The organism is Archangium sp., assembly GCF_057119385.1.
Genome location: NZ_DBNGVP010000056.1, coordinates 49,736 through 69,136, shown reverse-complemented (window position 1 = coordinate 69,136; position 19,401 = coordinate 49,736). Strand labels below are relative to the sequence as shown.

16 protein-coding genes and 2 tRNA genes are annotated in these 19,401 nt (G+C 68.9%); 7 read left to right on the top strand and 11 right to left on the bottom strand.

Features of this window, described 5'->3' with window-relative positions; all coding sequences use genetic code 11:
• Positions 1-13 precede the first annotated feature (13 nt).
• From AC16DP_RS12445 to AC16DP_RS12430, 4 genes are all read right to left on the bottom strand, one after another.
• Positions 14-784, bottom strand: a complete 771-nt coding sequence (locus tag AC16DP_RS12445; RefSeq protein ID WP_329734112.1) for a class I SAM-dependent methyltransferase — start codon at positions 782-784, stop codon at positions 14-16.
• Between the two features lie 69 nt (positions 785-853).
• On the bottom strand, positions 854-2,050 hold the full coding sequence (locus AC16DP_RS12440; RefSeq protein ID WP_329734111.1) for an aminotransferase class I/II-fold pyridoxal phosphate-dependent enzyme: 1,197 nt from the start codon (positions 2,048-2,050) through the stop codon (positions 854-856).
• Between the two features lie 16 nt (positions 2,051-2,066).
• Complete coding sequence (locus AC16DP_RS12435) at positions 2,067-3,014, bottom strand: phosphatase PAP2 family protein (protein ID WP_329734110.1); 948 nt, start codon at positions 3,012-3,014, stop codon at positions 2,067-2,069.
• The gene (locus tag AC16DP_RS12430) at positions 3,011-5,491 is read right to left on the bottom strand and encodes an efflux RND transporter permease subunit (protein WP_329734109.1); all 2,481 of its coding nucleotides are present in this window, start codon (positions 5,489-5,491) and stop codon (positions 3,011-3,013) included. The genes AC16DP_RS12435 and AC16DP_RS12430 overlap by 4 nt, the downstream gene beginning before the upstream one ends.
• Before the next feature lie 440 nt (positions 5,492-5,931).
• Between AC16DP_RS12430 and AC16DP_RS12425 the strand changes: the two genes are divergently transcribed.
• Together AC16DP_RS12425 and AC16DP_RS12420 are read left to right on the top strand one after the other, a co-directional pair.
• Positions 5,932-7,473: an aminotransferase class I/II-fold pyridoxal phosphate-dependent enzyme gene (locus AC16DP_RS12425; protein ID WP_329734108.1), complete on the top strand. Its 1,542-nt coding sequence runs from the start codon at positions 5,932-5,934 to the stop codon at positions 7,471-7,473.
• 9 nt (positions 7,474-7,482) lie between these two features.
• Positions 7,483-8,664: an N-acetyltransferase gene (locus tag AC16DP_RS12420; RefSeq protein WP_329734107.1), complete on the top strand. Its 1,182-nt coding sequence runs from the start codon at positions 7,483-7,485 to the stop codon at positions 8,662-8,664.
• 30 nt (positions 8,665-8,694) lie between these two features.
• Here AC16DP_RS12420 and AC16DP_RS12415 read toward each other — a convergent pair whose 3' ends face one another.
• Positions 8,695-9,258 carry an MlaC/ttg2D family ABC transporter substrate-binding protein gene (locus AC16DP_RS12415; protein ID WP_329734106.1) on the bottom strand — a complete coding sequence of 188 codons (564 nt, stop codon included), beginning with the start codon at positions 9,256-9,258 and terminating at the stop codon, positions 8,695-8,697.
• Between the two features lie 203 nt (positions 9,259-9,461).
• Between AC16DP_RS12415 and AC16DP_RS12410 the strand changes: the two genes are divergently transcribed.
• Together AC16DP_RS12410 and AC16DP_RS12405 are read left to right on the top strand one after the other, a co-directional pair.
• Entirely contained in the window at positions 9,462-10,385 is a 924-nt protein-coding gene (locus AC16DP_RS12410) for a class I fructose-bisphosphate aldolase (protein ID WP_329734105.1), read from the top strand.
• A gap of 353 nt (positions 10,386-10,738) precedes the next feature.
• Positions 10,739-11,845 (top strand): polyprenyl synthetase family protein, encoded by a 1,107-nt coding sequence (locus AC16DP_RS12405; protein WP_329734104.1) that lies wholly within the window; start codon positions 10,739-10,741, stop codon positions 11,843-11,845.
• 228 nt (positions 11,846-12,073) lie between these two features.
• Here AC16DP_RS12405 and AC16DP_RS12400 read toward each other — a convergent pair.
• The 5 genes from AC16DP_RS12400 to AC16DP_RS12380 form a co-directional block, all read right to left on the bottom strand.
• Positions 12,074-12,146, bottom strand: a tRNA-Ala gene (locus AC16DP_RS12400).
• A 53-nt stretch (positions 12,147-12,199) separates the two neighbouring features.
• The gene (locus tag AC16DP_RS12395) at positions 12,200-12,598 is read right to left on the bottom strand and encodes a hypothetical protein (protein ID WP_329734103.1); all 399 of its coding nucleotides are present in this window, start codon (positions 12,596-12,598) and stop codon (positions 12,200-12,202) included.
• Between the two features lie 92 nt (positions 12,599-12,690).
• Positions 12,691-14,061 (bottom strand): RsmB/NOP family class I SAM-dependent RNA methyltransferase, encoded by a 1,371-nt coding sequence (locus AC16DP_RS12390; RefSeq protein WP_329734102.1) that lies wholly within the window; start codon positions 14,059-14,061, stop codon positions 12,691-12,693.
• Positions 14,062-14,082: 21 nt separating this feature from the next.
• Positions 14,083-14,733, bottom strand: a complete 651-nt coding sequence (locus AC16DP_RS12385) for a response regulator (protein ID WP_329734101.1) — start codon at positions 14,731-14,733, stop codon at positions 14,083-14,085.
• Positions 14,734-14,821: 88 nt separating this feature from the next.
• A tRNA-Leu gene (locus AC16DP_RS12380) sits at positions 14,822-14,907 on the bottom strand.
• 93 nt (positions 14,908-15,000) lie between these two features.
• Here AC16DP_RS12380 and AC16DP_RS12375 point away from each other — a divergent pair.
• The 3 genes from AC16DP_RS12375 (at position 15,001) to AC16DP_RS12365 (ending at position 18,861) form a co-directional block, all read left to right on the top strand.
• Positions 15,001-15,750, top strand: coding sequence for a tetratricopeptide repeat protein (locus tag AC16DP_RS12375; protein WP_329734100.1), 750 nt, complete (start codon positions 15,001-15,003; stop codon positions 15,748-15,750).
• Between the two features lie 365 nt (positions 15,751-16,115).
• Positions 16,116-17,075, top strand: coding sequence for a diguanylate cyclase (locus AC16DP_RS12370; RefSeq protein ID WP_329734099.1), 960 nt, complete (start codon positions 16,116-16,118; stop codon positions 17,073-17,075).
• A gap of 49 nt (positions 17,076-17,124) precedes the next feature.
• Positions 17,125-18,861 carry a response regulator gene (locus tag AC16DP_RS12365; protein WP_329734098.1) on the top strand — a complete coding sequence of 579 codons (1,737 nt, stop codon included), beginning with the start codon at positions 17,125-17,127 and terminating at the stop codon, positions 18,859-18,861.
• 8 nt (positions 18,862-18,869) lie between these two features.
• Here the strand turns inward: AC16DP_RS12365 and AC16DP_RS12360 are convergent, their stop codons facing one another.
• Positions 18,870-19,358, bottom strand: coding sequence for a hypothetical protein (locus tag AC16DP_RS12360; protein ID WP_329734097.1), 489 nt, complete (start codon positions 19,356-19,358; stop codon positions 18,870-18,872).
• Between the last annotated feature and the right edge of the window lie 43 nt (positions 19,359-19,401).

The window sequence follows — 19,401 nt, the reverse complement described above, 5'->3', positions numbered from 1 at the left end:
GTCGAGCTTCCGCTCATGTCGAGCTTCCACTCCTGAAATTCACCGTTTCGGATCCCGGGTGCAACCGCAGCCGGGCGCCCACGATCAGATCCACCGATGTGTCCGAGGGCCGCTCCTCCTCCAACCCGCCGTGCACCCAGCACACCGAAAAACCCGTCGCTTCCAACAGCCGCGTCAGATCCGCAAGAGGATAGTAACGAATGGCATAGTGGCCCGACAGAACACGTCCGTCCGGCATCGTGAGCCTCCTCGTGGCCTCGTCGCGGCCACGCACCGCGTCGAACCGGCTCCGCTCCTCGAGCAGGCTACCGTCCGGCAACCGGGTAGAGAAGGAAGCCTCCGGTTGTGACGCGAGCCGATCGTACGGCACGGTGTGCAGCACCAGGAGGCCACCGGGCCGCAGGCACCTCGCCACCTCGCGCAGCAGCGCCTCGTGCTCCTCGTCCGAGAAGACGAAGAGCGTCGAGTACCAGGCATACGCGCCCGCCAGCGAGCCCGTCCGGAATGGAAGGGAGCGGAGGTCCGCTCGCACCGCTGGAAACCCAGGCAGCCGCTCCTGGAGGGACAGGGCATCCAGCTCCAGGCCGAGCACCCGATCCGCCAGCGGCCCCCGGGCATTCAGACGCGCGGCATGGCGGCCATGACCACAGCCCAGGTCCACCACCGGCCCGGGCACTTCGAGCTGCTCGAAGCGCCTCGCGAGGTACGCCACCTCCTTCGCCGTCGTCTCCTCGGAAAGGAACGGCAGTGTGGAGCGGAGGTAGAGTTCGCCGAAGAAGCTCACGGTGTGGCGCGGGGGTGTAACACCCGGGTGTAGGGGTCGCAAGCCACCCGGCCTCTGGGAGACCAGGCGTCAGCGGGCCCGAGCCAGCCCCACCTTCAACCGGCGCACCGCTTCATCCAGTACCGCTTCCGTCTTGCAGAAGGCGAAGCGCGCCATCCCCTGCCCCAACTGCTTGTGCTCGGGACTGTAGAAAACACTCGGAGGGATGGCCGCTACTCCCACCTCCGTCACGAGGTGCCGGCAGAAGGCCACGTCGTCCGCGAAGCCCCTGTCCGAGATGTCCGCGATGATGAAGTAGCTGCCCTCGGGCGCGTACGCCTTCAGCCCCGCCTCCGCGAGCCCCGTCAGCAGCCGATCCCTCTTGGCCAGGTACATGGCGCCCAGCTCCTGGAAGTACGAGTCCGGGAGCCGCAGCGCCGCCGCCGAGGCCGCCTGCAGGGGCGAGGCCGTGGCGAACGTGACGAACTGGTGCGCGCGCTGCACCGCGTCACGCAGGGGTGGCGGAGCGATGATCCATCCGATCTTCCACCCGGTGAGGCTGAACGACTTGCCGGCGCTGCTCACCGTGAGCGTCCGGTCCGCCAGCGAGGGCACCGTGGCGGGCCGCACATGACGCGCCGGGCCGAAGAGGATGTGCTCATACACCTCGTCCGAGAGCACCTTCACCTCGTGTTCAGCGCACAGGCCGCCGAGGAACTCGAGCTCCTCGCGGGTGAACACCTTGCCGGTGGGGTTGTGGGGCGAGTTGAGGACGAGCAGCCGCGTACGGGGACCGAAGGCCGCGCGCACCTCGTCGCGATCGAACCACCACGTGGCGTGCGAGCCGTCCGGCGGGCGCAGCGGCACGTAGCGCGCCTTCGCTCCGATGAAGCCGACGTTGGCGTCGTACGAGTCGTAGAAGGGCTCGAAGAGGACCACCTCGTCGCCCGGGTCCACCAGGCCCAGCATCACGCAGAGGATGGCCTCGGTGGCACCGCTGGTGACGGTCACCATGGTGTCCGGATCGATGCCGGTGTGTCCGTGGAAGCGCGCGCCGTGCTCGGCGATGGCCACGCGCAGGTCACGCAGACCGGGGCTGGGGGCGTACTGGTTCACCCCGTCGGTGATGGCCTTGCGAGCGGCCTCCTTCACGGCCTCGGGCCCGTCGAAGTCAGGGAAGCCCTGCCCCAGGTTCATGGCCCCGTGTTCGAGGGCCAGCGCGCTGAACTCGGAGAAGACGGTGGTACCGAGATGGGCCACGCGGCCCGCGAGGATCTGCCTGCTCATGCATACGCTCCCTTGTTCAGGGGCGCACGATAGCGTCCATCGTCACCGGGCGCGCCACGGGATCGCGCCGGGCGAACGTCCGGCCCCACCCTACGGCCAGGCCCACCACCACCGCCACCAGCGGCACGGCGCACAGCAGGTCCGTGGCGTAGTGGAAGCGGCCCACCAGGGTGGCGGCGATGAGCAACAGGCCGGGCACCAACGTCACCCGGAAGTAACGCGGCGCGAAACGCCAGGAGTACACGAACACCAGCAGCGTGGTCCCCGTGTGGCCCGAGGGGAAGCAGTCCTGCGCGAACCTCGGCAGGCGCATCACCGAGTCCAGGAAGGCCGTCACCCACACACCCTGGAGCGGCTGGTCGAAGGCGAAGGAGAGGAAGTAGCGCGGGCCGATGGCGGGCACCAGCGCGTAGAACAGGTAGTTGAAGGTGAAGAAGAGGCTGAGCGCGAGCAGGTACTCGTCGAAGGCGTCGTGGCGGCCGGCGAAGTACAGCACCACGCCCAGCATCAACGGCCAGATGAAGTGGCCGTAGTAGCAGATCATCAGGATGTCGGTGAGCCAGGGCGGCACGAGCTGCCCGAGCACCACCGAGGCCTGGGCCCCGAACAGCCGCTGATCCATGGCGACGAGCTGGGCATCCCGCAGCACCGGGGTGACGGCGGTCACCAGGGGACTGAGCACCTCGTGACTGAGGCCGAGCACCGGCAGCAGCCAGAAGTTGGCCAAGAAGGCCAGCAGCCGGTGCTGGGGGAAGTAGGACTCCAGGGTGCGCAGGACCAGGGGCCCGAGCGCGAAGACGGCGAAGTAGACGATGGACTTCGTAGAGCCGGGGGCCCAGCGGGCCGGGCCCAGGAGCGTCAGAGCGGCGAACGAGCAGGAGACGATCATGACGACGTCGACTGCTCGCAGGTGGACGTTCCGGACGCCCGCTCGGGCGCGCTCATACGAGGTCCAAGCGTTCACGCAGACTTACGCTCCCCCGGTTCGCCGGTGGGTTCCTTCACCGCGATGTCCAGGCTCCGAATCATGCCCCCATCCCTCTTGCGGTTCTTCCAGCGCTCCAGCAAGGCGAGCATCGCCGGGAAGAAAACCGTCGTACCCAGGAAGGTGCACATCACCCCCAGAAGTGCAATCTGTCCGATGGAGCGCAGTCCGGCGTGATGTGAAATCAACAGAGCGCCGTAGCCGGCCGCGTTGGACAGCGTGGCCACCACCGCCGCGAAGCCCGTGTGGCGCACCACGTGGCCGAGGGAGCCGGGGCCCTCTTCCTCATACCGGTGGAAGAGGTGCACCGAGTTGTCCACGGCGATGGCGAGCAGGTTGGGGAGCACCACGGCGTTGATGAAGTTCAGCTGCACGTCGAAGAGGTACATGCCTCCGGCCAGGCAGAGCATGCCCAGGAACAGAGGGCCGGCCACCAGGCAGGCTCGCTTGAAGCTGCGCAGGCTGAGGAGGATCGTCAAGAAGACCACCGCCGCGGCCGACCAGAGGATGAAGGGGCCATCCGCGCGCACCATGGAGAAGATGCGGGCGGCGATCCGATTGCTATCCAACACCGCGAGGTCCACGCCCCGGGCCTTGGCCCCGGCGATGACCTCGTCGAGCTGCGCGGCCCACGCCGACAGCTCCCGCGTGTCGTGGTTGGACACCGAGGGGAACAGCAGCAGGAACATGCCCTTGCCGTCCTGCGCCTCGAAGCGGCGACGCACCTCGAGGGGCAGCTGCGCCTCCCCGTAGGGCTGGGCCTCCAGCATCTTCCTCACGTTCTCCAGGCGAGGATCCTTCTGGGCCTCCTCGGGCAGCCGCTCCAGCGTGGCGCGCAGCGCGGCCAGCTGCTCCTGGTGCCCCGGCACGTCCTGGGGCAGCAGCTCGTTGAGCGAGGCGTACTGCTTGAAGGTGGACCCGGCGCCGTGGCGCGTCTTCACCTCGGTGATGACGTCCTCGACCACCTGGGCCTGCTCGAGGTCGTCCACCAGGAGGATGGCCGGGTTGAGGTGCGTGCCGAGCTGCTCGCTGATGTGGTCATCGAGCACGACCGAGGGCGACTCGCCCCGGAGCTTGCGCATGTTCGTCTCGAAGCCGATGCGCGGCAGCACGTAGACGGAGTACGCCGCGAAGCCGAGCACCGCCACCAGCAGGCCCGCGATGACGGCCGTGGGCCAGGGCTTGTGGGGCTTGGACGGCACCTGCCGCGCCGGAGCCTCGGGTGCGTGGACCCCGGCCGGCTTGCGCCCCAGGCGCAGGCGCTCGCCGATCACCAGCAGCGCCGGACCCAGCCCGTACGCCACCAGCACGGCCAGGAGCACGCCCACGCCGGCCAGCAGGCCGAACTGCTTGAAGGCCTCGAACTGGGCGAACACGAGCACGAAGAAGGCCGCCGCGTTCGTCAACGCCGAGGTGAGCGCTCCGGCGAAGGTGCCGCGCACGGCCTCGCCCAGCGCCTCGGCGGCCGGGTGCTCGCGCCGCTCCTCCCAGTAGCGCATGGCCAGGTGGATGCCGTACTCCAGGCCCAGGCCGATGAGGATGGCCACCAGGAAGCCCGTGACGATGTTGAGGTGGCCGATGGCCAGCTCCGCGAAGGCGAACGTCAGCGACACGCCGAAGATGACGGGCACGCCCACCACCGCCAGCGCCCACAGCCGCCGCGTGGCCAGCAGGATGATGCCCACCGCCATCACCGCCGAGAGGATGGCGGCGCGCGACAGATCCCTGCGCATCACCACGTCCTCCTCGATGCGGGCCTGGAAGGCGCCGGCGTAGTCCAGCGTCACCCCGGGGTAGCCCTGGACCACCTCGTTGGACACGCGCTGCACGTCATCCACCAGCTTCTGCGCGAAGACGATGTCGCCCGCGGTGCCGCCCGGCTTCACCATCAGGTACACCTCGGAGCCGTCCGCGTTGCCGAGGTACTCGCGCATGGGCGTGTCCGGGCTGTACTTCTTGACGATGGCGTCGAAGTCCGGCGGCGCGTCCGCCTCGTCGAGCAGATCCACCGCGATGGCCTGCTGCTTCTCGTAGCGCAGCCGCGCGTCCACGTCCGCGCGCAGCTCCTGGAGCTTCTCGGTGGGCATCAGCAGCAGGCCGCGCTCCTCGAAGAAGCCCACGTCGAAGTGGTTCTCCACGTAGCGCACCTCGGGAAGCGTCTCGAGCTTCCGGGACAGCGCGTTGGAGAGCTCCCGCAGCTTCTCGGGCGCGGCGCCGCGCGCGCGCACCACCAGGTAGCCGTCACCGCCGGCCTTCTGGGCCACCCGGTTCAGGTCCTGCACCTCGCGGGTCTCGCTGGGCAGCAGCTCCACGAAGGAGCCACGGAAGTCCAGCCGTCCAGCCAGCAGCGCGCCACCGAGCGCCAGCACCGTGAAGGCCAGCAACACCCGCCAGGGCCGGGCGAGCGTTCCCCGGATGAAGGCCTCGGACCCACGCCGTCGAAGAGAGTCAGCCACGCGTATCCCCAGTCGCCAGTCGAAGGAGGCTCGCCAGAAAGCAGACTTCCCGCCCCCTGTCACGGCCTCAGCGAATCTGGGAACGAACACCCCCCGGCCTGGAAGCCTTCCACCCCGTGTGTGGAAGCCATCCGTGTGACATCTCCCCTCTGAACCAGGGCACCTGAGTCCCGGTTGTGCAACCGGTTGCGCACCCGTCCGCCCCTCGACGGGAATATCCCCAGGTGTCAACCCCTACCCGAGGATTCCCAGTGAACCCCGGGGCTCGCGGGCCACCGTCCGTGTCTTGACACCCGGAGGGTGACTCAATAATGACGGCGACTCCAAGCCCCCCGAGGAGGAGGACGCGCGCTTGTGGTGCCCCGGGTCGGAGAGAACACCGCGAGAAGCGCGCCCTGGAGATCCGCGGAGGCGGATCTTCCCCACGAGAGAAGAGCGCCATGAGTGACGTTTTCGAGAAGTGCCGGAGCTGGAAGGACTACCGCATCGCCAAGGCCACGGGTCTCTATCCGTACTACCGGGCGATCGAGGAGTCGTACGGTGCCACCGAGGTCCAGATCGAAGGCCGCCGTATCATCATGGTGGGCTCGAACAACTACCTGGGCCTGAGCGCGGACCCTCGGGTGAAGGAAGCGGCCATCAAGGCGGTGGAGCGCTACGGCACCACGTGCTCCGGCTCGCGTCTGCTCAACGGCACCCTGGCGCTGCACGAGGAGCTGGAGCAGCGGCTGGCGAAGTTCCTCAACCGCGAGGCCGCGGTGGTCATCTCCACCGGCTTCCAGACGAACCTGGCGCTCTCCTCCATCCTGGGCCGTCACGACATCGTCTTCGCGGACCGGCAGAACCACGCCTCGCTGGTGGATGGCATCCGCCTGTCCTTCGCCACCGAGCGCAAGTACCGTCACAACGACCTGGAGCACCTCGAGCAGCTGCTGCAGCAGGCCGCCGAGAAGGAGCCCAAGGCCGGGAAGATCATCATCACCGACGGCGTGTTCTCCATGGAGGGCGACCTCTGCGACCTGCCCCGCATCGTGGAGCTGGCGCAGAAGTACGGCGCGCGGGTGATGACGGATGATGCGCACGCCATGGGCGTGCTGGGCGAGAAGGGCCGCGGCACCTCGGAGTACTTCGGGCTGGAGAAGGAGACGGACCTCGTCATGGGGACGTTCTCCAAGAGCTTCGCCTCGCTGGGCGGCGTGCTCTCGGGCCCCTCGGACGTCATCAACTACATCCGCCACAAGTCGCGCTCGGTCATCTTCTCCGCGTCCATGACGCCGGCCGCCGTGGCCTCGGCGCTCAAGGCGCTGGAGATCATCGAGGCCGAGCCGCAGCGGCGCGCGCGCCTGCTGGACATCGCCGAGAAGATGCACAACGGCTTCCGCGCCATGGGCTTCGACACGGGCGTGTCGGTGACGCCGGTGGTGCCGGTGCACATTGGCGATCAGGTGAAGTGCTTCCGCTTCTGGCGGGCCCTGCACGAGGCGGGCGTGTTCGCCAACCCGGTGATTCCGCCCGCGGTGGAGGCGGGGCACGCCCTCATCCGCACCAGCTACATGGCCACGCACACGGACGAGCAGCTGGACCGGGTGCTCGACATCTTCGAGCAGATTGGCAAGAAGCTGGACGTCATCCCCCAGACGCGGCCCTCCACGTACACCCCGGTGCAGATCGCCCGCCCCGGCACGAGGGTGCGCAACAACAAGGCCTCCGAGAAGTGGGCCGCCGCCAGCGAGGGCACCCACGGCCACCACGGCTTCACCCTGGATCAGCTCTCGCGCATGTCCTCGCGCGAGGTGGCCGGCAAGCTGTTCGACGCGGTGGAGACGCTCACCTGGCGCGCCGCCAACCTCCAGCCGGAGGACATCCGCAAGCTGGGGCAGATGCCGATGAAGCTCTGGGAGAAGCGCGCCAACATCCCCGGCATGCTGCTGGAGAAGGGCGCCAACTTCTTCATCCGCAACGGGCACGAGGACAGGAGCTAGGACACCACCATGGCCGTCGCCGCCGAGATGCAGAACACCGAATCCAAGCAGCCTCCCCTGCCCGCCGATGTGGAGGTGACTCCCGTCCGGAGCCCGGCGGACCGCACGGCCTTCATCCGCCTCACCTACTCCATCTACGAGGGCGACCCGAACTTCGTGCCGCACCTGGAGATGGAGCGCCGGGACTTCATGGACCCGAAGAAGCACCCCTTCTTCGAGTTCGGCGAGGTGGAGTTCTTCCTCGCCCGCAGGGCCGGGAAGGTGGTGGGGCGCATCGCGGCGGTGAACAACCCCCGCTACAACGAGTTCCACGGCACCAACGTCGGCTTCTTCGGCCTCTTCGAGTGCGTGAATGATGCCGGCGTGGCCCGGGCCCTCTTCGAGAAGGCCGCCGAGTGGCTGCGCGCCAAGGGCTTCGCCTCGGTGATCGGCCCGATGAGCTACTCCACCAACGGCGAGGTGGGCCTGCTCATCGAGGGGTTCAACACCCCGCCGGCCATCATGACGACGTACAACCCGCCCTGGTACGCCGCCCTCCTGGAGGCCAACGGCTTCACCAAGGCCAAGGATCTGTTCGCCTGGGAGCTGTCCTCCTCCACCCCTCCCCCGGAGAAGGTGGCGCGCATCGCGGAGAAGATCCGCCAGCGCGAGGGCGTCACGGTGCGCCCGGTGAACCTCAAGGAGTTCGACGCCGAGGTGGCCCGGGTCAAGACGATGTACAACTCGGCCTGGGAGAAGAACTGGGGCTTCGTCCCGATGACGGAGCACGAGTTCGACCACCTGGCGCGCGACCTCAAGCAGATGGTGCGGCCGGAGCTCGCGCTGGTGGCCGAGGTGAAGGGCCAGCCCGTGGGCTTCGCGCTCACCATCCCCGACGCCAACGAGGCCATCAAGGCCGCCAACGGCCGGCTCACCACCTTCGGCCTGCCCATCGGCCTGGCGAAGCTGCTGCTGGCCTCGCGCCGCATCCGCCGGCTGCGCCTCATCCTCCTGGGCACCGTCGAGGGCTACCGGCGCCGCGGCCTGGACGCCATCCTCTACCTGGACACGCTCAACAAGGCGCGCGAGCTGGGCTACGAGGGCGGGGAGATCTCCTGGACGCTCGAGGACAACCACCTCGTCAACCGCGCCATCGAGTCCATGGGCGGCAAGCAGTCCAAGCGTTACCGCGTCTACGAGAAGGCCCTGTAGAGGGCCCCGTGGACGCGGCCCGGGCGGGCGCTACTCGAGCGACTTCTCGAGCTGCGCCCGCTTGGCCTTCAGGGTGGTCAGCAGGCCGTTGAAGCCCTTGTCGGCCATGATCTTCCGGAACTGGCCCTGGTACGTCTCCAGGAGCGAGATGTCATCGGTGACGATGTCGTAGATGCGCCACTCGTCCTTGCCGGCCGCGCGGAAGAGCTTGTACTGCACGGGCAGCCGGTCGCGGCTCATGATCACCTTGGTGCCCACGGTGGCCTCGTTGCCCTGGATGGACTGCTGGCCGTACTGCACGAGCGCCCTGCCCTGGCTGAGCGCCCTCTGGGCGTAGGAGGCGCGCAGCAGGCCCTGCATCGTCTCCGAGAAGTCCGTGCGCTGGGCGGGCGTCAGCTTGTCCCACGTCTCTCCGAGCGCCCGCTTGGACAACTCACCCCAGTCCACGAAGCGATCCACCGTCTTGGAGAGCTGCTCCGCGGTGCCCCCCTTCGCGGTGATGATCTTCTGGACTTCGGTGTTGCCCGACTTGACGACATCGAGCGGTGCGGGTGCGGCGGTGAGCAGCACGGCGGCAAGCAGGGAAGCGAACATATCTGTGGAACTCCGGGGTGCTGGGAGTGAAGACAGGAGGGATGACACCTGACGGCGCGGACTTATTCACGCCCACTCCGCGCGATCTCCGAGCGTTCGTGTCGCGACGAAGCTACGAATGATCTGCTTGGTACCTGGCGCGCGCCTGTGCAGAATCCGCCCCGCCAAGTCAAGGGGCCTCCCGCCCCCAACTCGAGGAGCACATGGCGTATACCGACCGCGTCAAGCAGATCCTCTCGTGGTACCCGTCCGACAACCCCGGCACGCTGACCAACCTGGCCCGCCTGCTCAACACCGGCACGCTCGCCGGCACCGGCAAGATGGTGATCCTCCCGGTGGACCAGGGCTTCGAGCACGGCCCGGCCCGCTCCTTCGCGCCCAATCCGGCGGGCTATGATCCGGACTATCACATCAACCTGGCCATCGAGTCCGGCTGCAACGCCTACGCCGCGCCCCTGGGCTTCCTGGAGTGCGTGGCCGGCAAGTACGCCGGTGAGATTCCCCTCATCCTCAAGCTCAACAACTCGGACACGCTGGGCAAGCCCGAGCACCCCATGTCCGCCGTCACCGGCTCCGTGAAGGACGCGGTGCGTCTGGGCTGCGTGGCCATCGGCTACACCATCTACCCGGGCTCCGGTTACCGCAACGAGCAGTACGAGGCCCTGCGCGATCTGATCGCCGAGGCCAAGGATCACGGCCTCCCCACCGTGCTGTGGGCCTACCCCCGCGGCAGCATCTCCAAGGAGGGTGAGCAGGCCATCGACGTCATCTCCTACGCCGCGCAGATCAGCGCCCAGCTCGGCGCCCACGTCATCAAGGTCAAGCCGCCCAAGGACTTCCTGGAGCAGGCCGAGGCCAAGAAGGTCTACGAGAAGTTCAACATCCCCACCAAGACCATGTCCGATCGCATCCGCGACGTGGTGAAGTCCGCCTTCAACGGCAAGCGCATCGTCATCTTCTCCGGCGGCGAGTCCAAGACCACCGAGGACCTGCTCGAGGAGATCCGCCAGATCGCCGCCGGCGGCGGCTTCGGCTCCATCATGGGCCGCAACGCCTTCCAGCGGCCCCACGACGAGTCCGTGAAGCTGCTCAAGGACGTGATGACCATCTTCAAGAACGCCAGGTAATTCCACTCGTGGCGGATCCGAGCGGCCGACGTCCTTTTGGACCGGCCGCTCTTTTTCCGTGAGGGTGTACAAACAGGGGGATGAGTCAATAGAGACATCTGGGTATTCTCGGACCTATTACGACTTTTTCCCTCTGAGAGGCTTCCGTCTCTCCTCGAACGGCAATATTTCTCCACGAGATTCCGCGATTGCCTGTATAAAAGTTTTCTGATATTAAAATCCGTAAGAATATCCATGGGGCTTGCTCGACCCCCCAAGCTGCACAGCCCCGGAGGTTCGCTATGCTGACGTTGGTTGCCGCAGTCCAGGATACGATGCCGACGCGCGGAACCTCGGGTGCCACCTCCCCCGTCATGAAAGAGCGGAAGTCTCCACAGGCCGGGCCCCCGGCGGCAGAGCAGCAGCAGTCCGCGTCCCCGTCGCCCGTGGACTTCGTGTCCTGGGCCAAGACGGTGCAGTACCAGACGCAGGTGGTGCTGCATCAGATCCTGGAGCTCGAGGACGAGCGCCACCTGGATCCGGCATGGAACAAGGTGCTGGAGCAGGTGCGCAGCTACAGCCTGCGGCCCTCCAAGCGCATCCGTCCGGGCCTGGTGCTGGTGGGCTACGCCCTGGGCCGCGGCGACACGCGGGCGCCCTCGGGCCTGTGGCGGTTCGCGGCGGCCACGGAGCTGCTGCACACCTTCATGCTGATCCACGATGACGTCGCGGATCAGGCCGACACGCGCCGCGGCGGTGCCGCACTTCACAAGATGCTCGGCGAGGGGCGGCTCGGAGAGAACCTCGCGATCGTGATCGGAGATCACCTCTACGGGCGCTCGCTCGAGGTGATGCTGGGCTGCAACCTGACGGACGCGGACGTGGCCACGCGCTACTTCCTCAAGGTGTGCCGCTACACCGCCGCCGGGCAGTACATGGACATCCGCCTGCCGCACCAGCCGCTGGCCGAGCTGTCCATCTACAACGCGCTGCGCGTGGCCTACCTGAAGACGGCCCTCTACGGCTTCACGGCGCCGCTCGTGTGCGGCGCGATGCTCTCCGGCGGTGATCCGGAGCTCATCAACAAGCTGGAGCGTTTCGGCCGCTACGTGGGCACCGCCTACCAGCTGCGTGACGATCTGCTCGGCCTGTACGGGCAGTCCTCCGTGGTGGGCAAGCCGACGGACTCGGACCTGGCGCAGGGCAAGCGCACCTTCCCGCTGCTGGCCGCGTACCTGCGCGCCACGCCCGAGGCCCGCCAGGAGCTGGAGACGCTCTGCATCCCCGGCCCCAAGGACGAGACGATGCTGCAGCGCGCCCGCGAGCTCGTGGAGCAGCACGAGGGCCGCGCCGCCACCGAGCGCATCATCGAGCGCTCCACCAACGCCGCCTCCCGCATCCTCCAGAGCCTGCCCGAGGCCGGCGGTCTCAAGCAGATGCTGCGCGATCTGCTCCAGATGCTGATGATCCGCGAGGCCTGAGCCGCGACGCCCCGAGCGTCGCCCTGGCCTCCCGCCGTACCACCCGCCGCCTTCCCACGAGCAAGAGCGAGGCACACCTCGCCCCGTGGGGACGCGGCGTTCGCGTTTCCTCTTCCCTCCCGGCTTCGCTGATTCAGGTGGAGGCCACCGGCCGCGAGCGTGCGCTCGAGCGGCGCGGCGAAAATGAAAAGGCCCGCCGGGTTTTCACCAGGCGGGCCTTCTTCATTGTGGAGCTAATCGGGATCGAACCGATGACCTCTTGAATGCCATTCAAGCGCTCTCCCAGCTGAGCTATAGCCCCACAATGCCGCAACCACCTGGGGAGTGGTTGCCAACGTCGAAAGCGGCGCTCTTCTACAACTTCTTCGTGCGGGAGGCTACTCCCGAATTCGAGCCCCCCACGTTTTTTTGCTTCAGCCGCTGGGCCGTCTCCTCACCTTCCTGGAGGAGATCGCTGATCTCCCGGGCCTGGGCCTCGGCCTTGTGCTGCGCCTGCTCGACGGCCTTGAGCAGCGGGGCGAACGTGGAGGGCAACTCCAGCCTGCCCTTCTGCACCTGCTTGAAGACGGCCTCGCCCAGCTCCCGCAGGGCGCGCTCCTTCTCCTTCTGGATGAAGTCGTTCTGCGTCTTCGCCCGGGCCAGCTCGGCGTGCTTCTCCACCTGCTGGCGCAGCTGGGCCATCTGCGACTGGGCGGACTGGAAGGCCTCCTGGATCTGACGGAGGGCCTCGGACTGCTTGGGGTCGGCTGCCACCGGATGCGACCTCTCGGAAAAAGGATCGCCTTCCTGCGTAGCGTGGGGCCGCCAGGACTGTCAATGCCGCCTGCCCTCGGGCCCGCGTGCTCTCAGGCCTTGCGAAGCCGCGCCGCGAAGAAGCCGCCTCCCGGCACCCGGGACGGCAGCGCCCGGAGGAAGGGGCCATCGCAGAGCACGGCCGCCCGCTCGGGGCCGAAGAGAGGGGCCAGGGGCTCCACCGTGAAGCCGGGTACCGTGGCGAGGAAGTCGCGCACCACCGCGTCGTTCTCCTCGGGCAGCAGCGAGCACGTGGCGTACACCAGCAGCGCCCCCGGCTTCACCTGGCCCGCCAGCTCCTCCAGCAGCCCCAGCTGGGTGTCGTGGAACTCCTGCACCGACTTCGCGGTGAGCTTCCACTTCTGATCCGGCTCCCGCGCCAGCGAGCCCGTCCCGCTGCACGGCGCGTCCACCAGCACCACGTCCGCCTGCTCCAGCGGAAGCGGATGCGGGAAGGACACGTGCCGCAGCGACAGCTCCTTCGCCCGCTCGCGCGCCTGCGCCAGCCGCCGCCGGGAGCGGTCTCCCGCCACCACCCGCCCCGCCTTGCCCACCTCGTCCGCCAGCGCGAGCGTCTTGCCGCCCGCCCCCGCGCACACGTCCGCCACCAGCCGCCCCGACAGCGTGCCCTCCAGCGGCCGGCAGGCCTCGACGATCAGCTGGCTGCCCACGTCCTGCACCTGCAGCCGGCCCTCCTTCATCACCCGCGTCTCGAAGACGCGGTGGCTCGCCTCGGTGATGCGCACGGCGTCCAGCGCCACGTCCACCGGCTCCACCGCCACGCCCTCCTCCACCAACCGCGCCACCACCTCGGCCCGCGTCCCCGAGGGCCTCACCCGGAAGTGCAGCGAGGGATCCTCGTCCAGCGCCGCCAGCATCGCCTCCAGCAGCGGCTCCGGGTGCAGCTCGGCCAGCCGGTTCACCAGCCAGTTGGGGAACGAGTAGCGCGTGGCCAGCCGCTCCGGGCCCGACGCCGGCACCGGCGGCTCCGGCAGCGGCGACTGCGCCACCTGGGCCAGCAGATCATCCTTGATGGTCCGCGGGCGCACCGGGCCGGGCAGCTTCACCTCGTGGCTGATCCGCGCCCAGCTCGCCCCACAGAAGAGCCGGCGCCAGAGCACGTAGCGCACCAGCGTCTGATCCTCGAGCAGGCCGATCTTGCTGGGAGGGTGCCCCAACGTGCGCGCCGCCAGATCCAACAGCCGCTGGTGCCGCGACATCTCGCGCACCGCCAGCGCCGTGAAGCGCCGCTCCTGGCCGCCCAGGCCCTCCGCGTCCTTCAACGCGTTGGCCAGCGCCGCCTTGAGGGGATCGCCCTTCAACACCGACAGGTGCGCCTCGAGCGCCGCCGTCGCCGCGCGCCGCGAGGGACGCCCCAGACGGTCCTCGTCCACGAATGTGCCAGGCCAGAGAGTCGTGCTCACGCTCGAACCGCCAGCGCTCCGCTACCCGCGAAGCGCCATCGAGACGGCCAGACATCCTTCGTGGGTCCGCACCTCACGCGGTCCGGCCGCCAGGTAGAAATATTGGTGCCCCGTCCGCCGCTCGCCCTCCACCTCCAGCGAGCCCTCCACCACCACCATGCCCGAGCGCCCCCGGTACACCGGCCGGCCCTGGCTCGCCCCGGGCTCCATCCGGAGCCACTGGCACCCGCCCGGCTCCTCCACCACCCGCACGCCCGCCGCCACCTCCGTCCACCCCTCGCCCGGCGGTACGCGCTTCGCCGCCGTCTCCACCTGCGTCCGCAAGGTGACGAAGCGCTCCACCAGATCCAGGATGTCCTCGATCTGGAAGGGCTTGGCCAGCACCGCGTCCGGCTCGTGCGGCCGCAGCACCTTCACCACCTCTTCGGCCGTGGCCGCGCTGACGATCGCCACCGGCTGCAGCCGCTGACGCGCCGCCTCCAGGATGATCCGCCCCCCCTCGCCCTTCTCGCCAATGCGCAGGTCCGTCACCACCAGCGAGAAGCGCTCCTCCTTCAAGGCCTCCAACGCCTGGGCCACACTGCCCGCCTCGCGCACCTGGGCCTGCTCGGCGATCAGCTCCCCCATCCCCTCGCGGAGACTGGCGTCATCCTCCACCAACAACACCTTCATCGAGAGGACCTCCCGCCTGGATTCCGGAGTCTCACTGCGCGCCTGGAGGGAGTAGTGCCCCTTCCCATCGGGCGAGAACTCCCCGGAATGGCCCTCCCCGGACTCGAACCGGGACGCGGGGTCAGCCGCAGCGGATTTTGAGTCCGCCTCGTCTACCAATTTCGACAGAGGGCCCCTTGGGGCTGGAACAAGCGAACGTATACCGCGATGCCTGTCCGGGTGCATCTGAAGATTGCGGTCCTACACACTGATGGATAAACGGGCGCCATGTACAACCTTCTCATCGCCCTGGGTGTGGGTCTCGTCATCACCCTCGGTATCAAGCTGTCCGGTATCGGCTCCATCTGGGCCGGCATCATCCCCGGCACCATCGCCTTCGCGGCGACCTACCTGGTGCTCGCCCGGCGGATCGGCAACCAACTGCAGGTCCTCATGGGCTCCGTCCAGAAGGAGCTCCAGGGGCAGCCCACCAGCCAGAAGGAAGCCCAGGCGCGTGTCGAGCGGGCCATCAAGATGCTGGAGGGCGGGCTCGCCTACGACAAGTGGCAGTTCATGGTGGGGCCGGAGATCCACTCGCAGATCGGCATGCTCAAGTACATGTCCAAGGATCTGGACGGGGCCCAGGCGCACTTCGCCAAGGCCAGCCCGCGCAACTACATGGCCAAGGCCATGCAGGGCGCCCTGCACTACCAGCGCAAGGACTTCGCCTCCATGAAGCAGTCCTTCGAGGCCGCCGTCACCGCCGGCAAGAAGGAGCCGCTGGTGTGGGCCGTCTACGCGTGGTGCCTCGTGCAGAACAAGGAGAAGGACGAGGCCCTCCGGGTGCTGGGGCGCGGCGTGGAGGCCAACCCCTCGGACGAGAAGCTGAAGAACAGCCTGTCCGCCCTGCAGAACGACAAGAAGCTGAAGATGAAGCCGTACGAGCCCATGTGGTGGCAGTTCGGTCTGGAGGCGCCTCCCCCCCAGATGCTGGGCGGCGGCGGGGGCCGGCGCGTTCAGTTCACCCCCCGACGCTGACCCCCTCCTCCCGGGAATTCCTACTGGTGGGATAACCGGGAACGCTGCAACTCTTGCCTGGTCGGGGGCGCCTTCTCCCGAGACGGACGCTGCAAGTCCCTGGAATCACTCCCCCCTCTGGCGCCGTGAAGAGGGGCACGGCCCTTGCTCCTGGGCTGACACGTGATCGGGCCCGAGTGGCCCGGCCAGGTGGTGGAGACAGCGGACTTGGCAGCCGGGGGTCTCGGGTGAAGGAGGCGGAGGACGTGGGGTGCGTGCCTTGGGCGGCGGCCGGGGACGGGCGGGAGGGCACACCCTCCAGCGGGCGTGGCACCCGAGACTTTCGGCCTGCCATTACCAGGCAGACGCGGGAAGTGGAGCGGACCATGGAACGGCACGAGCGCCCCAGTGAGAGGGCCCTGATCCTGGTCGTGGAGGACGACCCGGGCACACGCGACAGTCTGGTGGAGCTGCTCGCCGCCCGGTTCGATGTGCTGGGCGCCAGCGACGGCGAGTCCGGTCTGGTGCTCGCTCGCGAGCGGCACCCGGATCTGGTCCTGCTGGATCGCTTCCTGGATCACGAGGACGGCCTGGCGGTGCTCGAGTCGCTGCAGCACGACAAGGCGACCGAGTCCGTGCCCGTCATCTTCCTCACCGGCGACTCCGACGAGGCCACGCTGGAGAAGTGCCTGGAGATGGGCGCGGTGGACTTCGTCCACAAGCCGGCCAGCGCCCGCGAGCTGATGGCCCGCATCGATCGCGCCCTGCGCCAGAGCGAGCAGCAGCAGCGGCTCCAGGTGCTCGCCCAGACGGATGCCCTCACCGGGCTGGCCAACTTCCGGGCGCTGTCCCTGCGGCTGGAAGAGGAGTTCAAGCGCGCCAACCGCTACCAGTACCCCATGTCGGTGGTGGTGATCGATCTGGATCACCTCAAGGCCATCAACGACGGCATGGGCCACGACGTGGGCAACCGGGCGATCCTGGCGCTGGCCAGCCACCTGCGCACCAACCTGCGCGAGGTGGACTTCGCGGCCCGCTTCGGCGGCGACGAGTTCGTCGCGCTGCTGCCCCACCAGACGGCGGCCGAGGCGGCGGTCTTCGCCGAGCGGATCCGCGCCGGACTGCGCACCGTGAAGGTGACGCGCAGCGATGGGCGGCCGGCCCCCTTCGGACTGAGCGTGAGCGTGGGGATCGCGGATCACTCGACCGCGCAGCCCAAGGAGAGCACCGACGCCCTGCTGAGAGCGGCGGACGCGGCGCTCTACGAGGCCAAGCGCGAGGGCCGCGATCGGGTCGTGGTGTACGGGGCGGCCGAGATGCCGCCCCCGAAGGTTCAGCGGCACTGACAAACCAGAAACCCCCAGAGGTCCGATGGACGGTGGAGTGAGGGCGCGGATGAACGGGAGCAAGCTGGCGAGCGGTTCTCGAGTGGCCATCGTGGGCGGTGGAATCGCCGGTGCGGGACTGGCCGCCTCGCTGCTCTTCAATGGACGGGCCCGCGGCTGCGCGCTCGATGTCCGGGTGTACGAGAGCGGAGAGCCGGGCACCATCGCCCCGCCCGCCCTGCTGACGCCCGAGTGCCGCTCCCGGCTCGCCGCGCTCGGCTGCCGCGTGCCCCCCGAGTGGCGCGCCCATGAGCTGCGCGGGGTGGAGATCCTCTCCCACGGCAATCGCGAGGTGCTGCCCTCGACTCCCGGCGGGCTGTGGGTGGTGGATGCGTGGCCCCAGGGTCAGGGGGGGCTCGCCCTGGTGCGCGAGGTGCTCGCGGGCGCGGCGACGTCGCAGGGCGCTCGCTTCGTGCCCCGGCGCGTCGAGCGGGTGGAGAACCAGCCCTCGGCGCCGGATGCTCCCGCCGCGGTGCGCAAGAGCGGTCCCCTCGTCGTAAGGGCCCAGGGCAGCGGCGAGCGCTTCCACGCGGTGGCCCTCGCCACGGGCGCCGGCCCCTCCATGGGCGATGCCTTCTTCCCGGGCTTCAAGCCCGCTCCCACCATCTCCGCCGTGCAGGCCCGGCTGCGGCATGCCTCGCCCCGGCTGTCCGTGGCGCCGCTCGCGCGGCTGTGGCTCTCGCCCATGGGCTCGGTGGATGGGCTGCTGCTGCTGCCCGGTGCGCACTCCGTGTACGCGCTCGCCTTCGGGGCCGCGGTGACTCCGGCGGACCTGTGCCAGGTGCTGATGATGGCCGCCCGCGACGGGTTGGTGGAGGAAGGGTTCGAGCTCGCCGCCCTGGAGACGACGCGGCTGCCCTACGGCCCCGGCCGCACGCTCGTGGCCCCCGGACAGCTCGCCGTGGGCGCGGCGGCGTTCGGTCATCCGCTGCAGCTCGGCCTGTCCGAGACGCTGGCCTCGTGCAGCCGCGCCGCCGTGGCGCTGCTGGACGCGGGACTCGAGGGCTCGGCCCTGGAGCGCCGCTACGTGCGCGAGGGCCTGCATGAGATGCTCGAGGACTCGGCCGCGGGCGCTCGCTCCATGGCCTGGCTGCGCCGCGCCGGACGCCGTGCTCCCCAGGCCTTCCTCGCGGCTCGCAACCGCGGCACCTCGGGCGGCATGGGCGGCGGCGGTGTGATGGGGCTCTCCTCCCCCACTCCGCTCTCCCTGCTCCACGCCGCCCGCTGGGCCGGCATCCGCGAGACCATGGCCTCCTGGGTGCGCACCGCCGTGGAGCCCCTGCCCGCGACGATTCCCTCGCTCGAGCCGGACCTCTACTACATCGTGGATGATGACCCGGATCAGCGCGAGGCGATGACGCAGCTCCTGGAGTCCACGGGAGCCCGGGTGGTGGCCTTCGCCGATGAGCTGGCCCTGTTCTGCGCGGTGGCTCGCCGCCCGCCCACGGCCATCCTCCTGGACGTGGTGCTGCACTGGGTGGACGGCCTGCGCCTGTGCGAGGGCCTCAAGCAGCACCCGCTCACGCGCGACACCCGCGTGGTGGTGATGAGCGGGTTGAACCGGCCCCACGTGCGCCAGCGCGCGCTCGAGGCCGGCGCCGAGGCCTTCCTGCCCAAGCCCGTGGATCCCGAACGCCTGCTGCGCCAGCTCCTGGGCCATGTCCCCGCCAGCGCGCAGGCCGCCTCGTCGAGCCGCTCCACCGAGAGCGATGTCGTGTCCGACGAGACGGGCCGCTACGCCTCCTGAAGCGCTCCTCAGGGCAGCGCGGTGGTGACGTAGTCCCTGCCACTGGCATGACAGCCGTGGCAGGTCGCGTGGCCCCGGCCGTAGTAGTTGCTGGCGTACTCCGGCCCGAAGCCCTCGTAGAAGATCCACGTGTCCTTGCCGGGGCCCTCGGCGATCTTCACGTCCAGGGCATGACCTCGGAGCGTCTTGCCATCGCTCTCGTACAGCTCCTTCACCAGGATGCTGCCCACCGGGTGCGTGGTGTTGCCCACGCGCAGTGACTGGACGACCGGGTCATTGAAGAAGACGCGCACCTTGCTGCCGTGCGGCGCTCGCGTCTCGTGGACGCCAGGCTCGGCGAGCCACTCCTTGTACCGGCCCTCTCGCACGAAGGCGGTGATGCCCGCCTCGGAGGTGTCGAGCTCCTGGATGACGCCCATGCCCTCGTCCACTGACGACGAGGGCCCACAGGCGCTGGTGGCAAGCACGGCCAGGAGGATCAGGAAACGCGGGTGCATCGGGCAGTCCTTTCAGCGGAGTGCCCTGTCGTACGGTGGTGAC

Excerpts from the sequence above, each read along its gene's own strand:
- AC16DP_RS12405 (WP_329734104.1), top strand. The coding sequence starts at position 10,739 with ATGAAAGAGCGGAAGTCTCCACAGGCCGGGCCCCCGGCGGCAGAGCAG.
- AC16DP_RS12440 (WP_329734111.1), bottom strand. The coding sequence starts at position 2,050 with ATGAGCAGGCAGATCCTCGCGGGCCGCGTGGCCCATCTCGGTACCACC.
- AC16DP_RS12375 (WP_329734100.1), top strand. The coding sequence starts at position 15,001 with ATGTACAACCTTCTCATCGCCCTGGGTGTGGGTCTCGTCATCACCCTC.
- AC16DP_RS12385 (WP_329734101.1), bottom strand. The coding sequence starts at position 14,733 with ATGAAGGTGTTGTTGGTGGAGGATGACGCCAGTCTCCGCGAGGGGATG.
- AC16DP_RS12420 (WP_329734107.1), top strand. The coding sequence starts at position 7,483 with ATGGCCGTCGCCGCCGAGATGCAGAACACCGAATCCAAGCAGCCTCCC.
- AC16DP_RS12360 (WP_329734097.1), bottom strand. The coding sequence starts at position 19,358 with ATGCACCCGCGTTTCCTGATCCTCCTGGCCGTGCTTGCCACCAGCGCC.
- AC16DP_RS12425 (WP_329734108.1), top strand. The coding sequence starts at position 5,932 with ATGAGTGACGTTTTCGAGAAGTGCCGGAGCTGGAAGGACTACCGCATC.
- AC16DP_RS12370 (WP_329734099.1), top strand. The coding sequence starts at position 16,116 with ATGGAACGGCACGAGCGCCCCAGTGAGAGGGCCCTGATCCTGGTCGTG.
- AC16DP_RS12410 (WP_329734105.1), top strand. The coding sequence starts at position 9,462 with ATGGCGTATACCGACCGCGTCAAGCAGATCCTCTCGTGGTACCCGTCC.
- AC16DP_RS12415 (WP_329734106.1), bottom strand. The coding sequence starts at position 9,258 with ATGTTCGCTTCCCTGCTTGCCGCCGTGCTGCTCACCGCCGCACCCGCA.
- AC16DP_RS12365 (WP_329734098.1), top strand. The coding sequence starts at position 17,125 with ATGAACGGGAGCAAGCTGGCGAGCGGTTCTCGAGTGGCCATCGTGGGC.